Raw genomic sequence first — 15203 nt, 5'->3', positions numbered from 1 at the left:
CCGGCGCCCCGCCGGGCCCGCTAGTCTCCACGAGCCCCGGCCCCGCGCCGCTCGCGCCCGCCCCCTGCCGAAGGAAGCCCGTGTCCGCTCGCCGCCGTGTCCTCCCCCTCGCCGTCCTGCTCGCGTCGGCCCTGGCCGGTGCCTGCCTCCCCGGCGCGGCCACGGCGCAGCCGGGCGCACCTGAGATCGTGCCGGCCGCCCACGACGAGCCGGTCACCCCGAGCGGCCCGGGCAAGACGTTCCTGGACCTCGGCACCGCATCCGGCGCCGAGACCTACCTCGTGCAGCTCCATGGCCAGTCGGTGCCGACCCGCACGCTCAACGACGACGGCTCCACGGTGACGAAGGCGCCGTCCGCCTCGTCCTACCGGCGCGAGCTGCGCACCAAGCAGCGTGGGGTGATCGCCGAGGTCTCTGCCATCGTGGGTGCCGCCGCCGAGGTGAGCCAGACCTACACCGAGGCGATCAACGGCTTCGCCGTCGAGCTGACCCGGGGCCAGGCCCGCAAGGTCAGCGAGCTCGCCGGCGTCGCGAGCGTCACGGTCGACCACGTGGCCACGCTCAGCAGCGTCGAGCTCGACACGATCGGCGCCCCGGCGCTCTGGGACGGCACGGGGCTTCCCGAGGGCACCCGGGGCGAGGGGATGCTGATCGGCATCATCGACAGCGGGATCAACCCGGCGAACCCGGCCTTCGCCACGACCGTCCCGACCGCCGACGGCGGCGACGGCTACGTCCACACCAACCCGCGCGGCGCAGGCAACTACCTGGGCATGTGCGACCCGGCCGACCCCGACTACCAAGCCGACTGGGGGTGCACCGAGAAGCTGATCGGCGCCTACCGCTTCGGCGCCGAGACCGCGCGCTACGACTCCCAGGGCCACGGCAGCCACGTCGCCTCCACCGCCGCCGGGAACCAGCAGCAGGTCCCCGGTCCACCGCCGACCGTCATCGCCGGCGTCGCCCCGCACGCCAACCTCATCTCCTACGACGTGTGCGTCAACGGAGCCGGCTGTCCCGACAGCAGCGTGATCGCCGCGATCGACCAGGCGATCCGCGACGGCGTCGACGTCCTCAACCACTCGATCGGCTCCACCAACCTGGCCAACGTCACCGACCTGTGGCACGACCCGAAGTCGAAGGCGATCCTCAGCGCGCGCCACGCGGGCATCCGCTTCGTCACCTCGGCGGGCAACAACGCCACCGCGACCGGCGCCCCCGCCGACGGCGGCTCGACCCTGGTCGCCTCCGGCGACATCCCCTGGGCCACCTCCGTGGCCGCGACGAGCCGAGCGCCGTACCTGGCGAACGCCGTCATCGACACCACGTCGGGCGGCGCCGGCCTCCCGGACATCCGGGGCGGCGGCAGCTACCCCGCACCCCCGGCGCCCATCACCGCGACCATCATCGACGCGCGCGCCTACGGCACCGGCAGCTTCCAGGGCCAGTGCCGTTCCCAGGACCTGACCACCGCGGACCTCACCGACGCCGTGGTCATCTGCGACCGCGGGACCACTGCCCGGACCGACAAGTCGACCGCCGTCGCGGCCCGCGGCGCCGTCGGGATGATCCTCGCCAACACGAGCGCGGGACAGTCCATCAACTACGACCCCCACAGCATCGCGACCGTCCATCTCTCGAAGGCCGACGCCGACGCCCTCCGCGGCTGGCTGGCCGAGCGGTCCCCCGCCCCCGCCACCACCACGCTCACCGGCCCCCGGACCCCCGAGGACGCCGCACCGGTCGACGTGCTCGCCGACTTCTCCAGCCGCGGCCCGAACCGGGCCGCCGACACCCTCGCCCCGCAGGTGGCGGCGCCGGGCGTCGAGGTCCTGGCGGCCTACGGCACCGACAACGCGGTCGCCTACGGCACCCTCTCCGGCACGTCGATGGCCTCGCCGCACGTCGCGGGCGGCACCGCGCTGCTCGCCGACCTGCACCCGGACTGGACGCCCGCCGAGGTGCAGTCCGCGCTGATGAGCAGCGCCGACGCCGGGGTCCGCGACATCGACCGTGGCCCCGCCACCTGGCACGAGCAGGGGGCGGGCCGGATCGACCTGCCGGCAGCCGCGAAGGCCGGGCTGGTCCTCGACATCACCACGGCCGACTACCTGGCCGCCGACCCGGACCAGGACGGCGATCCTCGTCAGCTCAACATGCCGGCGCTGATGGACTCGACGTGCGTCGCCGACTGCTCCTGGTCGCGCACCCTCGAGGCCACCGCGACCGGCGCCGGCACCTGGACCGTCTCGACGTCGGCCGCCCCCGGCCTGACCCTGGCCACCAGCAACAGCACCTTCACGCTCGCCTCCGGCGACACCGCCACCCTCGACGTCACCGCCGACGTGTCCGGCGCCACGTCCGGCAAGTGGCTCGAGGGCAGCGTCGTCCTCACGCCTCCCGTCGGTTCCGACTCCGGGACGCTCCACCTCCCCGTGTCGGTGAAGGTCGGCACCCACCGCGCTCCCCTGTCCTCCACAGTGACCGCCCGCCGGAGCGCGTCCTCGGTGATCCTGCCGGGGGTGCGTGCCACCGAGACCACCCCGCTGTCCGTCACCAGCCTCGCCGACGTCCAGACCGAGCACCGCTCGGTGCTGCCCGACCCCACCCCCGCCAACGTCTTCGACGATCTCGGACAGGTGGACTGGTACCCGGTGACGGTTCCGGACGGCACGACCGCCCTGCGCGTCGGTGTGGGCCACACCGGCGATGCCGACCTCGACCTCTACCTCGGCACCGGCGCCATGCCGTCGAACGCCACCTTGAAGTGCGCCTCGGGCCGCTACGGATCCGCCGAGCGCTGCCTGATCCGCAATCCCACGCCGGGCACCTGGTGGGTCCTGGTGCAGAGCTACGCGGGCAGCCCCGCCGGCGACGCCTACGACCGCAACCTCCTGCTCACCGGTGCGGCCGACGGCCGGCTCACGGTCACGCCGGCGACCAGCGGCCAGGCCCGGGTCCGCGCGACCTGGGACCTGGCCGACCTGACCAGTGGCTCCTCGACTGCGGTGCTGTTCATCGCGGACCAGGCGACCCTGATCCGGTTGCGCCGCGATCCGTCCGGCGACATCGCTGCCGACACCGCCAGCACCGCTGCCGGCCCCGGCGAACCGGTCACCTACCGCGTGCGCATCGCCCCCGACCTGCCCGGCACCGAGCCCGTCTACACCATCCACGACGCCCCCGGGCCCGGCATGAGCGTGGTCGCGTCGTCCATCACGGGCGGCGGCAGCCTCGCCGGTGGCACCGTCACCTGGCACGGCACCCGGGCCCAGCTCGCCGCCGCGGCCAGGATCGCCGCCGGCGACCCGGTCGTGCTGACCTACCAGGCGACGGTCGACGCCGGCCAGCCGGCCGGGGCGGTGATCACCCGGACCCTGCGGCACACCACCGACGACCCGGGTACGCGCGAGGAGACCATCAGCGGCACGGTGAGCGTCAACGCCACCCCGCCGGCCGCCCAGCAGTCCTCCGCCGTGACCCTGAGCACGGCGCGCAGGCCGAGGGTCCGGGGCAAGCGGGTGCCGCTGACCATCCGCGTGAGCAGCGCAGGAGCCGCGGCGAGCGGCAGCGTGAGGGTCCGCCTCACCGGCGCCGGGCGCCGGGTGGACGCCACGCTGATGCTCGTGAACGGCGAGGCCAGGCTGCGGCTGCCGCGCTACCTGAGGACGGGCAAGGTGAGGATCGTGGTCTCCTATCCCGGCAGCGGCACCACCTTGGGCAGCGAGGCGAGCGCCACGCTGAAGGTGCGCCGCTGAGGTCGGGGCGCGACCTCAGCCGGACACGCCCCTCCTGCTCGACAGCGCCGTTCGCTGCCGGCCGGCGGCGTCGAAGTTCGCGTGGTCGAGCCACCGCTCGTGGACGGCGCGCACGGCCGGCCACTCGGCGTCGGTGACCGAGAACCAGTCGGTGTCGCGGCTGCGGCCCTGGACCACCATGTGGTTGCGGAACCGGCCCTCCTCGACGAACCCGAGCCGCAGCGCGGCGCGCCGCGACGGCTCGTTGAGACTGTCGCACTTCCACTCGAAGCGCCGGTAGCCCAGGTCGAAGGCGTGCCGCATCAGCAGGTGGATCGCCTCGGTGGCCGCCCGCGTGCGCTGCAGCGCGCGGCCGAACAGGACGCCGCCGACCTCGACCTGGCCGTGGCCCGGCTCGATCCTCATGTACGACGCGAGGCCGGCCGCCGTCCCCGCGGCGTCGCCCTCCAACGGGACCAGCGCGAAGGTCACGGTCGCGGGGTCGTCGACGTGAGCGGCCAGGTGCATCCACAGCTCGGGCAGGGTGCGCGGCCTCGGGACCGGCCGATAGGTCCACAGGCCGGCGTCCTCGGCTCCGCAGGTCGCGGCGAACAGCTCGGCGTAGCGGGCCGAGCCGAGGGGCTCGACGGCGACGTACCGGCCCTCCAGCAGGACCGGCTCGGGCCAGGGGCGCGGCTCCCACCCGGGAACCGGGGCGCCGATCCCCTGACCGTGCTCGTTGGTCTCCATCGACATCCCCTCACTCACGGGTGGCTCACTGGCGGCTCACTGGAAGGACACGAAGCGGACGCGCGGGCGGATCCGGTGGACCGCCTTCGCACCCATCCGGTGCACGTCCTCGTCGTAGAACAGCTTGAAGCCCATCGCGAAGATGTCCGGGCGGGCGACGGCTCGGTAGGTGGCGAGCTTCTGGCCGCGGGTGCCGAAGCCGTCGACGTGCTGGAGGAGCTGGAGGCCGTCGCGAGGCTTGACCCGGCCGATGTGACGCACCATGGCGGTCCGGAACTGGTGGACCACGAACAGCTTCTCGGGCAGGTCGTGCTCGACGACGAGCTGCGACAGCCAGGCGCTGGTGCGGTTGACCTCGCCGGCGCCCACGCTGCCGATCACCTGGGCGGGGCGCTGGCCGCGCCGCACCCGCCACTCCGGGTCGATGGCGAGGCTGACGTGGGGTTGCTCGAGCGCCCACTCCCACCGCCGCGCGACCTCGAGGAAGTCGGAGCGACCGGGCTGGATGTCGAGCACGAGGAGGGCGCCGAGCTCACGGGCCGCGTCGACGTACGTCCGTACGGCGTCCCGGCCGATGTCGTGGCTGAAGTCGCGGTCCTTGCCGGGGTGGCCGTCGGCGACGGTGACGATCAGCTCGAACACCGGGCGGACCGGGCGGCCCGGGCGCTCGAACGGCGCGGCCGCGTGCTGCAGCCGGCGCAATGCCCTCCGCGGCGACGTCTCCCCCAGCACGCCGAGCGAACCGCTCCCTGCCGTGCCGTAGTAGGCGATGAGCATCCCGCGGTCCGGGAGCACCCGCTCGCTCTGCCAGCGCGGGGTGCCGCTCGGCAGCGTGGGCGGGGTGGGCGGTGACGACGCGGTCGCGCCCTCGCCGCCGGCGAGGACCGGCCGCGGCTCGGCACGGTCGCGGTCACCGTGTCCCGGGTCGGTGAACGCGGCGAGCAGCAGCGCCAACCCCACGATGAGGACGGCGGCGACGCGGTGCGGCCCGGTCACCAGCGGGCGCGCAGGGTCGCGTCGGTCGCGGAGGACACGGGGTCGTCGGCGTCCCCGACGAAGACGGCCGTGATCGCACCGCCCCGCTCCTCGTGCGCGTCGCGCAGCGCCCGCCAGGCAGCGAGGTTGGGGTGACCGACCTCGGTGCAGGCCGCGGCCGGTGCGAGGGTCGTGATCGCCTCGTCCAGCTGTTGCCGGCTCACGTCGAGCGTCGCCGTGGCGCCGTCGTGCTTGAGCACCGTCGCGAGGATGACCGCTGGCAGGCCGTGCTGGCCGCCGGGCGCGTTGACGTGGCCGGGCTCGCCGTCGAGGGCGAGCCCCCAGGAGTACGGCGCCCGCCAGCCGTCGATCTGCGCGGCGAACCGCTCGCGGATCCGGCCGAGCCCCTCGAGCGTGCCCCACTCGTCGAGCGGGTCGAAGTCGAAGGCCGGCAGGCCGTCGATGCTGGTGCGGTTCTTGCGGCGGCGGTAGTCGGCCGAGCCGTCGACCCCCTTGCGCTCGAAGTACGGCGCGAGCAGGTCACGCTCGCCGGCGTACTCCATCAGCGGCACGGACCAGCCGCACGAGTCTGAGATCCGCTCGATGTCGACGACCACCACCGCACGGGCGCCGGGCAGGTCGGCGAACCGGGCGGCCAGGTCGGCGTACCCCTCGTCGTAGACGGTCACCACCCGGCCGCGGCCGTGGAAGCGCACGATGTTGGGCGCGCCCTCGAACGCGCAGAACATCACCGTGATCCGGCCGTTCTCGCGCAGGTGGGCGATCGTCTCACTGCCGCTGCCGGTGCCGTCGAGCCAGGCGAACGTGGTCTCGTCGACCATGCCGAAGGTCCCCGGGATGCCGCGCGGCGACAGGTTGAGGTGACCGTCGGCGGCGAGTGGTGCGGTCGCGACGAAGAAGACCTGCTGGGCGTCGACGAACTCCCGGAGCCGTCCCTCGACCCTGGCGTGGACCTTGCCCACCGCTCAGCCCGCGATCACTCGGGGACGCGGCGGTAGGCGCCGTCGGAGGCCGCGGTGGCCATCGACGCGTAGGCCCGCAGCGCTGCCGAGACGGGCCGCTGCCGGTCGAGCGGGGTGTACGGCTTGTCGCGCTTCTCCTGCAGGACCCGCCGCGCGGCCAGGGTGTGCTCGTCCACGTCGAGGTGGATGGTCCGGTTGGGGATGTCGATCGAGATCGGGTCGCCGTCCTCGACCAGCGCGATCACGCCACCGCCGGCCGCCTCGGGCGAGATGTGCCCGATGGACAGCCCGCTGGTCCCGCCGGAGAACCGGCCGTCGGTGATGAGCGCGCACTTCTGGCCCAGGCCGCGACCCTTGAGGAAGGCCGTCGGGTAGAGCATCTCCTGCATGCCGGGGCCGCCCTTGGGCCCCTCGTAGCGGATGACCACGACGTGGCCCTCCTCGACCTTCTTGCCCAAGATGCCCTCGACAGCGGCGTCCTGCGACTCGAAGACGATCGCGGTGCCGTGGAAGACGAGGCAGTCGTCGGGGACGCCCGCGGTCTTCACGACGCAGCCGTCCGCGGCGATGTTGCCGGTCAGGATCGCCAGGCCGCCGTCGGCGGAGTAGGCGTGCTCGAAGTCGCGGATGCAGCCCTCCGCCGCGTCGGTGTCGAGGGAGCCCCAGCGGTTCTCGGTGGAGAACGGCTCCGTCGTACGGACTCCGCCAGGAGCGGCCTGGAACAGCTCCAGCGCCTCGGGCGACGGGTTCGCGCTGCGGATGTCCCACTTGTCGAGCCACTCGTCGAGGTTCGGCGCGTGGACCGAGTGGACGCCCTCCTTGAGCGCGCCGCCGCGGCGCAGCTCGCCGAGCAGGGCGGGGATGCCTCCGGCGCGGTGGACGTCCTCCATGTGGAACTTCGGGGAGTTGGGGGCGACCTTGCTGAGGCACGGCACGCGACGGGAGATCGCGTCGATGTCGTGGACGTCGAAGTCGAGCTCGGCCTCGCGGGCCGCCGCCAGCAGGTGGAGCACGGTGTTGGTGGAGCCGCCCATCGCGACGTCGAGCGCGACGGCGTTCTCGAACGCCTCGCGGTTGGCGATGTTGCGCGGCAGCACCGACTCGTCGTCGTCCCCGTAGTAGCGGCGGCACAGGTCCATCACGACCCGGCCGGCCTCCTCGAACAGCGCCCGGCGCTTGGCGTGGGTGGCCAGGGTCGAGCCGTTGCCCGGCAGGGACAGGCCGATCGCCTCGGTCAGGCAGTTCATCGAGTTGGCGGTGAACATGCCCGAGCAGGAGCCGCAGGTCGGGCACGCCGAGCGTTCGATGGTGTCGAGCTGCTCGTCGGTGACGGCCTCGTTGGCGGAGGCCACCATCGCGTCGACCAGGTCGAGCTTGCTGTGCACGATGCCCTCGATGGCGGTGGTCTTGCCGGCCTCCATCGGGCCGCCGGACACGAAGACCACCGGGATGTTGAGGCGCAGGCTCGCCAGCAGCATGCCCGGGGTGATCTTGTCGCAGTTGGAGATGCACACGATCGCGTCGGCGCAGTGGGCGTTGACCATGTACTCCACCGCGTCCGCGATCAGCTCGCGGCTCGGCAGGGAGTAGAGCATGCCGCCGTGGCCCATCGCGATGCCGTCGTCGACGGCGATCGTGTTGAACTCCTTCGCGACACCGCCGTTGGCGACGACCGACTCCGCGACGATCTTGCCCAGGTCACGCAGGTGGACGTGACCGGGGACGAACTCGGTGAACGAGTTCGCGATGGCGATGATCGGCTTGCCGAAGTCCGAGTCGGTCATGCCGGTGGCGCGCCACAGGGCACGCGCGCCGGCCATGTTGCGGCCCGAGGTGGACGTCGCGGAACGAAGGGTGGGCATGGCGCAAGGCTACGCCTGTGCGCCAGCCGGGAGCATTTCCTCCGCAGCCGCCTTAAGCGCCGGCGGTCCCGGGCAGGGGCGGCGATCGCGGCGGGGTGGGTCCGGGGCACCGCGGGCGCGCTTGGCAGGCGCCTACACGACCCCGACCTTGACCGCCATGACGTCGGGCAGGTCGGTGACGATCGAGCGCCAGGTCTCGCCGTCGTCGGCGGAGGCCCACACCGAGCCGTTGCGGGCGCCGAGGTAGAGCCCGGCGGGGTCGTGGGTGTCGGCGCAGAGGGCGTCGCGCATGACGCCGACGTAGAACGCGTCGGGCAACCCGTCGCCGTACGCCGTCCAGGTCTGGCCCGCGTCGTCGGAGCGCCACACGCGGGCGTTGGCATCGGGCGGGTAGCGGCGGTCACCGCCGCCGAGCGGGAAGACCCAGATCGTGTCGGGCCGGTGGGGGTGGACGACGACCGGGAACCCGAAGTCGCTGGGCAGGTCGTCGCCGATCGAGGTCCAGGAGCCGCCCTCGTCGTCGGAGCGGTAGACGCCGCCGTGGTTCTGGGCGTAGAGCCGCTCGGGACGCGACGGGTGGCGGGTGACCTTGTGGACGCACTGCCCGAACTCCGGGTAGCGCTGGTCCTCGGGGAGGAAGTCGGCGCGGATGCCCTTGTTTCGCGGCTCCCACGATGCGCCGCCGTCGGTGGTGCGGTAGACGCCGCCGGTCGAGATGGCGACCGTCATCGAGTCGGGGTGGGCGGGATGCGGCAGCACCGTGTGGAAGGCCTGGCCGCCGAAGCCGGCACCCCATTCGGCGCGGTGCGGGTGGTTCCACAGTCCCTCCTCGAGCGCGAAGCTCGCCCCGCCGTCGCGTGAGGTGAAGACCGCGCCGGGCTCGGTGCCGGCGTGCAGGACGCCGTCGGCAGCACCGGGGACGACCTGCCAGATCCGCTCGACGGTGGCCCCAGCGCCCTCCGGGAACCGGATCGCGCCGTTGGGCGTCTCCTGCCAGGTCTCGCCGAGGTCGTCGGACCAGCGCAGCTGGGGGCCCAGCCAGCTCGACGAGGCGCCGGCGAACAGCCGCGGCACGGGCCCGCGGGTGTCGACCAGACAGGAGTAGACCTCCTCCATGTCGTGGTGGGGACCGGTGAAGTCCCAGTCGACCCGGTCCTCCGAGCGCCCCACCCAGAGCCCCTTGCGGGTCCCCACCATCAGGATCGTGGCCATCGCTGCTCCTTCACGCCGGTCGTCTTGACCACTGTGACCCGGACCACCGGCAGAAGTCATCGCCGCCCGGGGGATTTCTTGAGTCCGTACCGGCCACGGATGTAGCGCCACCGGCCCGGCGGGGACGCTGGGGCCATGACGACGCTGCTGGCCACCTTGGTCCTCGTGCCCGACCGCAGCGACGAGGTGCTGACCCGGCTGCGCAGCGAGGTCGCGCCGTGGCTGCGGCGGCTCCCGGGGTTCGTGACCAGTCGTTGGCTGCTGGCGGCCGACCACGACCGGTGCACGGTCGTGGTGGAGCTGGCCGACGCGGCCGCCGTACCGGACCTCGAGGCCGCGCTCGAGCCCGGCAGCCACGACACCGTCCGGTCATGGTGGTGCGAGCGGTTGGAGGCGGTGGAGGACCTCGGCCTGGCCGCCCGGCCCAGCATCACCCTCTAGCTAGGAGGCAGGCGGGTCCAGGTGCGCCGCGAGCTCGCCGCGGTCGGCGCACCCGGTGCGCTGGAGCAGCCGGGTCACGTGGGTCTCGACGGTGCGCACCGAGAGATACAGCCGATCGGCGATCTGCTTGTTCTGCAGCCCCTCCGCGACCAGGCCGAGCACGTCGTGCTCACGCGCGGTGACGCCGAGGCGCTGCAGGTGCGCCGGGACGCGCTGGGCACCCGCCGCCTTGCGGGGTACGGCGAAGCCGGCCTCGCGCATCGCGACCCGGCACCCCGACGCCGCTTCGGTGAGGCCGTAGCCGACCAGTCCGTCGAGGCAGTGCCGGAACCACGGCTCGGGGGTGCCCCAGCCGTCGCGGGCCGCGGCGATCGCGACGAGCAGACGGGCGTGCAGCTCGGGCCACGGCTCGCGGCCCGGGAGCCCCCACTCGGCGTCGGCGAAGACCCGCTCCGCCGCGGTGGCCTCGCCGGCCCGGCCGAGGGCGATCGCGTCGGCGTACCCCAGCGCGAAGGCGTTGTGGGGGCCGTTGGCCTGCGGTCCGGTGCGGACCTCCTCGCGCGCGGCGGTGCCGTCGCCGAGCGCGGTCTCGAGCAACGCCCAGAAGCCGCGCAGCGAGAAGGGCATGCTCGGCGTGCGGCGGTGGTAGTCCATCGCGGTCTCCAGCTGGACCCGCGCCTCCTCGTACCGGCCGTGGGCGAGGGCGACGAGCGATCGGACGTGTCCGGGGATCCCGACCAGGCGCAGTGCCTCGTCCATCGGCATACCGCCGGCGGTCGCGATGTCGGCCTCCATGGCGTCGGCACGGCCGGCGAGGCCGTGCGTCGCAGCGCGCAGCAGGTAGGCCGTCGGCAGCTCGGGCAGCCGGAGCCGGGTCATCATCGCGATGGCGTTGTCGATCGCCGCCATGGCCTCGTCGAGGTCGAGGTAGCGCATCCGGACCAGGTTGAGGTCGATCTCGATCCGGGCGGCGACGGCGATCGCGCCCACCTCGAGCGCGATCCGGCGCGCCGCGACCAGCCGGTCCTCGGTGGGACGGCGCGCAGCGAGGTCGAGCGCGCCCAGCGCGGCCAGCAGCCGGCACCTCCACAGCGGCAGGTCCTCGGCGTCTGCGAGCCGGTAGCCCGCCTCGAACGCCTCCTCCCCGGCGACGTGGTCGCGGGCGCGGACGGCCCGCCCGAGCACCTCCCAGGCCTCGCAGGCGATCTCGGGCCGGTCCTCCCCCACCACCGCCAGCGCCGCCGACGCCCGCTCCGCGGCGGCGAGGTCGTCCTCGCGGCCGAGCGCGAGCCGCGCGGCGAGCACGTGCTCCTGCACCGGGTCGTGGCCGGCCGCGGCATCCAGCATCGCCTCGGCCTCGTTCCAGCTCCCGCCGGCGAGCAGGGCCCGCGCCAACCGAAGCCGTACGGCGGCCAGCCGGCCCGGCTCGCCGGTGAGCTCCGCGGTCAGCCGCTCCCCCGCGGCCAGCGCCCGGGGGACGTCGCCGGCCAGCGCGTGCACCTCCACCTCGGTCTCGCGGACCCGGCTCTCGAGCTCGCTGCCCGGGCTGCACCGCTGCAGGGCGCGCGCGGCCGCCTCCCCGGCGCTCACGAGCGCGCCGCGCCCGATCGCGTCCCGTGCCGTCTCCAGCCACAGCTCGACCGCCCGGTCGTCGTCGCCGGCGGCCTCGAAGAGCTCGGCGAGCTGGAGGTGGTCGTCAGCCGAGTCGGAGGAGCGTGCCGCGAGGGCGGCGGCGAGCAGCGCGGCCAGCCGTGAGCGCTCCGGGGCGAGCAGCCCGGAGAGCACCGCCTCCCGGGTCAGGGCGTGCCGGAACACGAACCGGTCACCCGGCGCGGTGACCACAAGGCGCTGGTCGCGCAGCTCGCGCAGCGACCCCGCGATCTCGGTGTCGGGCAGCGCCAGTGCCTCCGCGACCAGCCGCCAGTCGAACTCGGGGCCGAGCATCGCCGCGGCCGTGGCGACCTCGCGGGCCGTCGTACCGACCTCGGCGAGGCGGGCCTCGACCGAGCGGGCGAACGGCCGCGGCACCATGACCGGCAGCGGTCCCTCGAGGAGGCCGGCGTCGCGCAGGTCGGCGAGCATCTCCTCGACGAACAGCGGGTACCCGGCGCTGTACTGCTGCAGCCAGGCCACCACCTCGTCGGACGGCTCGTCCCCCAGGCAGGCTCGCGCCATCGCGGCCACGTCGTCGTCGGCCATCGGCTGCAGGTCGACGGTCTCGGCGGCGTGTCGCCGCTCGAGCGCGGTGACCAGCTCGTTGGCGACCGGCGACTCGTGCAGCCGGCTGGTCGCCACCACGAGGAGCGGGACCTCGCGGGTGTTGTCGCCGAGGTACTCGACCAGCGCCAGGGTCTCCGGGTCGGCCCAGTGCAGGTCCTCGACGACGAGGACCAGGCCCGGTGCCGGGACGGTCCGGGCCAGCCGCAACACCCCCTCACCGACCAGCATCACCGAGGACGCGCCGTCGGGCGCGACCGGGCCGAGCTGGGGCGCGAGTCGCGCCAGCGTGGGGAGGTACGGCGCCAGCAGGCGGTCGTCCGGGACCTCGTGGGTGCGCAGCCAGCCGAGCAGCGCCTCGCTGAGCGGGCGGAGCGGGGTCGGCGTACCCGAGGGGACGGCGCGGCCGGACAGCACCTCGAAGCCTCGTTCGGCGGCATCCGCGGCCAGCGCGGTCGCGAGCCGCGACTTGCCGATCCCGGGATCGCCGCGAAGCACCCAGAGCCCGCCCTGCGCCTGCCCGAGCGCCTCCAGGGCGCCACGCAGGCGCGCTCGTTCGAGGGTCCGAGAGACGAGCACCGGGGAGCGCACGTCGGCATCGTAGATCGTTGTGAGCCGTTGGCTCCGTGTTGTCTGCGTGGTCTCGCCCCTTGCTTGCGTGGTGCACGCGGATGTGGCGCCCCGGCGGCGGCACCGAGGGTGGATGTCACCGGGCCGCGCCGGATCTCCCGAGGAAAAGGTCCTCGGAGATCTGCAAGGTCCTGCCGGCGGGCTGCTCCTACCCCCGTCGATCATCCCCCTGCGAAAGGCACCACGATGCGCACCCAGCTTCTCGGACTGACCACGGCGGCACTTGCCGTCGGCACCCTGGCCCTCGGTCTGGCCACCCCGGCCCAGGCCGACGCCTGGAAGACGCCGACGAAGGTCCCCTTCCCCAACGGGGCGATGACCGACATCGACGTCGTGTCGACCGGCGACGGCGATGCCGTCGCCGCCGCCATCATCGACGGCGCGGTCCACGCCTACACCGCCACCGACGGCGTGTGGTCCGGTCACGCCGTCGTCCGCAGCGACGTCGACGCGACGAAGCTCGTCCTGGCCAGCAACGGCCGCGGCGCCGCGGCCGTCGGCTGGGTCGAGAACGTCGGCGGCGTCGACCGTCTGCGGGTCAGCCGACAGGCCGGGCCGGCGAGCTGGACCGGGTTGAACCTGATGACCCCCTCCGGCACCGATGTCGTCGGGCAGCCCCAGCTCGGGGTCGCCGGCGACGGCCTGGTTATCGCCGCCGCGACGGTCGACGGCCAGGACATCGACAACAAGCTGCTCGTGACGGAGTGGCCGCTGGGTGCCGGCCCGGGTGCTCCGAAGACGCTCTCCGAGAGCGACGCCTGGAACCCCGCCCTGGACGTGAACTCCAAGGGCGAGGCGCTGATCGCCTACAACTACACCGGCCTGATCAACGACGTGATGACGGTGAGCCGCCGTACCCCCGGTCAGGGCTGGAATCTCGGCGACAGCACGTCCAACTCCGGAAACATCGCCTCGGCGCCCGACGTCGCCATCAGCGAGAACGGCAAGGGCCAGGTCATCTACTCCGTGGTGTCCAACGCCTACTACCGTGCCGAGACCAGCCCGGTCCTCGCCGACGGTACGGCGCTGACCGGTCACCTCGTCTCCCTCGACGAGGACTTCGCCTCGGAGCCGAGCGTCGACATCGACGACGACGGGAGGGCCCTGTTCGCCTATGTCGTGACGAAGGACGGAACGAAGTCGATCCGCTACGCCACCGCAGCTGACGGCGCCTACCCGGGCGACCCCGCGACGCTCACCGGGACCCTCCCGGACGCCCAACGACCGATCGCCCTGACCGGTGCGGGCGGTCTGCGCGCCATCCAGCACAGCGGAAACGGCCGGGTGGTGACCCACTACCGCACGTCCCAGGTCCAGCCGTTCGTCCCGATCACCAGTGAGCAGGGCTACCTCCCGGACACCGCCGCCGACGTCGATGCCGGAGGCAACCTGGTCACCATCGGTCTCAAGCCGCTCGAGGGCGCCTTCGCCCGCTTCTTCGACGCCGGCGGGCCGTCGCTCGCGCTCAGCCAGCCGGGTGCCGCCACCACCATGTCCACGTCGATCCCGTTGACGTGGTCGGTGACCGACTCCCTCTCCGGCCTGCAGCCCGGAACGGACATCTACGCGACCACCGCCGCATGGAACCAGGCCCAGCACGGCGCTGCGGCGGTCGTGATCGACAACGCCCCGGGAACGTCGGCGGCCTTCCCAGCCGTCCTCGGCACGAGCTACTGCTTCCAGGCGCGGGCCACCGACACGTCGGGGAACGCCACGACCACCGAGAAGCGCTGCACCACGGTCCCGCTCGACGACACCGCCCTGAGCGGCAAGAAGTGGAATCGGATCGCCCAGGCCGGCGCGTTCAACAACACCGCCACCGTCACCAAGAAGAAGGGCCGCAAGCTCATCCTCTCCGGCGTCCAGGCCCGCCATCTCTCGCTCCTGCTGACCAAGGCCAAGAAGGGCGGCAAGGTCAAGGTGTTCTGGAACGGCCACCTGGTCAAGAAGGTCAGCCTCAAGGGCACGGGCCAGGTCACCGTCCCGGTCCTCGACCTCGGCAGCGTCCAGGCCGGCACCCTCAAGGTGAAGGTCGTCAGCAAGAACGGCCGCAAGGTCACCGTCGACGGCGTCGTCGCCGCCAAGTAGCCGCACCACCCGTTCCCCGAGGGGGGCGACGAACCGCCGGTCCGTGGGGGCCGGCGGTTCGTGTCATCTCCACTCGAGACGAGCCCGGACGACGCTCAGGTCGGGTCCGAGCTGCAGCACCGTGGAGGCCAGGTGGGCCTTGGCCCGGCGGTGGTGTCTCGACAGGGGGGTGTCGTTGTGGTCGCCGGTCTGGCCGGGTGGCCCGTTCTTGTCGTACGGGACGGCATGGTCGAGGTCGGGGGCCCGACCGTGCTTGGTGAACGGGCCGGCGAAAGTTCTCCGGAAAACCTGCAAGGTCTTCCCCCGCA

The 15203-nt window shown here is 73.3% G+C and carries 10 protein-coding genes; 3 read left to right on the top strand and 7 right to left on the bottom strand.

Features of this window, described 5'->3' with window-relative positions:
- Positions 1-80 precede the first annotated feature (80 nt).
- Complete coding sequence (locus KU893_RS23390) at positions 81-3758, top strand: S8 family serine peptidase (protein WP_218235888.1); 3678 nt, start codon at positions 81-83, stop codon at positions 3756-3758.
- A gap of 15 nt (positions 3759-3773) precedes the next feature.
- On the opposite strand, the gene KU893_RS18630 is transcribed toward KU893_RS23390, so the two are convergent.
- From KU893_RS18630 to KU893_RS18610, 5 genes are all read right to left on the bottom strand, one after another.
- Entirely contained in the window at positions 3774-4487 is a 714-nt protein-coding gene (locus KU893_RS18630; protein ID WP_246592862.1) for a GNAT family N-acetyltransferase, read from the bottom strand.
- Positions 4488-4523: 36 nt separating this feature from the next.
- Positions 4524-5483 carry a hypothetical protein gene (locus KU893_RS18625; protein ID WP_218235887.1) on the bottom strand — a complete coding sequence of 320 codons (960 nt, stop codon included), beginning with the start codon at positions 5481-5483 and terminating at the stop codon, positions 4524-4526.
- Positions 5480-6445: a pyridoxamine 5'-phosphate oxidase family protein gene (locus KU893_RS22950; RefSeq protein WP_257441555.1), complete on the bottom strand. Its 966-nt coding sequence runs from the start codon at positions 6443-6445 to the stop codon at positions 5480-5482. Before KU893_RS22950 ends, KU893_RS18625 begins: the two co-directional genes overlap by 4 nt.
- A 14-nt stretch (positions 6446-6459) precedes the next feature.
- Positions 6460-8307 carry a dihydroxy-acid dehydratase gene (gene ilvD / locus KU893_RS18615; RefSeq protein WP_218235886.1) on the bottom strand — a complete coding sequence of 616 codons (1848 nt, stop codon included), beginning with the start codon at positions 8305-8307 and terminating at the stop codon, positions 6460-6462.
- A gap of 132 nt (positions 8308-8439) precedes the next feature.
- Positions 8440-9519, bottom strand: a complete 1080-nt coding sequence (locus tag KU893_RS18610) for a WD40/YVTN/BNR-like repeat-containing protein (RefSeq protein WP_218235885.1) — start codon at positions 9517-9519, stop codon at positions 8440-8442.
- A gap of 135 nt (positions 9520-9654) precedes the next feature.
- Between KU893_RS18610 and KU893_RS18605 the strand changes: the two genes are divergently transcribed.
- On the top strand, positions 9655-9960 hold the full coding sequence (locus KU893_RS18605; protein ID WP_218235884.1) for a hypothetical protein: 306 nt from the start codon (positions 9655-9657) through the stop codon (positions 9958-9960).
- Here the strand turns inward: KU893_RS18605 and KU893_RS18600 are convergent, their stop codons facing one another.
- Positions 9961-12768, bottom strand: coding sequence for an ATP-binding protein (locus KU893_RS18600; RefSeq protein ID WP_218235883.1), 2808 nt, complete (start codon positions 12766-12768; stop codon positions 9961-9963).
- A gap of 225 nt (positions 12769-12993) precedes the next feature.
- Between KU893_RS18600 and KU893_RS18595 the strand changes: the two genes are divergently transcribed.
- Positions 12994-14895 (top strand): hypothetical protein, encoded by a 1902-nt coding sequence (locus tag KU893_RS18595; protein WP_218235882.1) that lies wholly within the window; start codon positions 12994-12996, stop codon positions 14893-14895.
- A gap of 63 nt (positions 14896-14958) precedes the next feature.
- Here KU893_RS18595 and KU893_RS18590 read toward each other — a convergent pair whose 3' ends face one another.
- Entirely contained in the window at positions 14959-15189 is a 231-nt protein-coding gene (locus KU893_RS18590; RefSeq protein WP_218235881.1) for a hypothetical protein, read from the bottom strand.
- Positions 15190-15203: the final 14 nt, after the last annotated feature.

Origin of the sequence: Nocardioides daeguensis (genome assembly GCF_019192965.1) — a bacterium.
GTDB classification, from domain to species: domain Bacteria; phylum Actinomycetota; class Actinomycetes; order Propionibacteriales; family Nocardioidaceae; genus Nocardioides; species Nocardioides daeguensis.
Note: the sequence above shows the minus strand (reverse complement) of the source record. Positions and strands in the feature narration are given on the sequence as shown.

Bases quoted from the DNA above. Each gene is read 5' to 3' on its own strand.
- KU893_RS18605 (WP_218235884.1), top strand. From the start codon at position 9,655: ATGACGACGCTGCTGGCCACCTTGGTCCTCGTGCCCGACCGCAGCGAC.
- KU893_RS18595 (WP_218235882.1), top strand. From the start codon at position 12,994: ATGCGCACCCAGCTTCTCGGACTGACCACGGCGGCACTTGCCGTCGGC.
- ilvD (WP_218235886.1), bottom strand. From the start codon at position 8,307: ATGCCCACCCTTCGTTCCGCGACGTCCACCTCGGGCCGCAACATGGCC.
- KU893_RS18610 (WP_218235885.1), bottom strand. From the start codon at position 9,519: ATGGCCACGATCCTGATGGTGGGGACCCGCAAGGGGCTCTGGGTGGGG.
- KU893_RS18630 (WP_246592862.1), bottom strand. From the start codon at position 4,487: ATGGAGACCAACGAGCACGGTCAGGGGATCGGCGCCCCGGTTCCCGGG.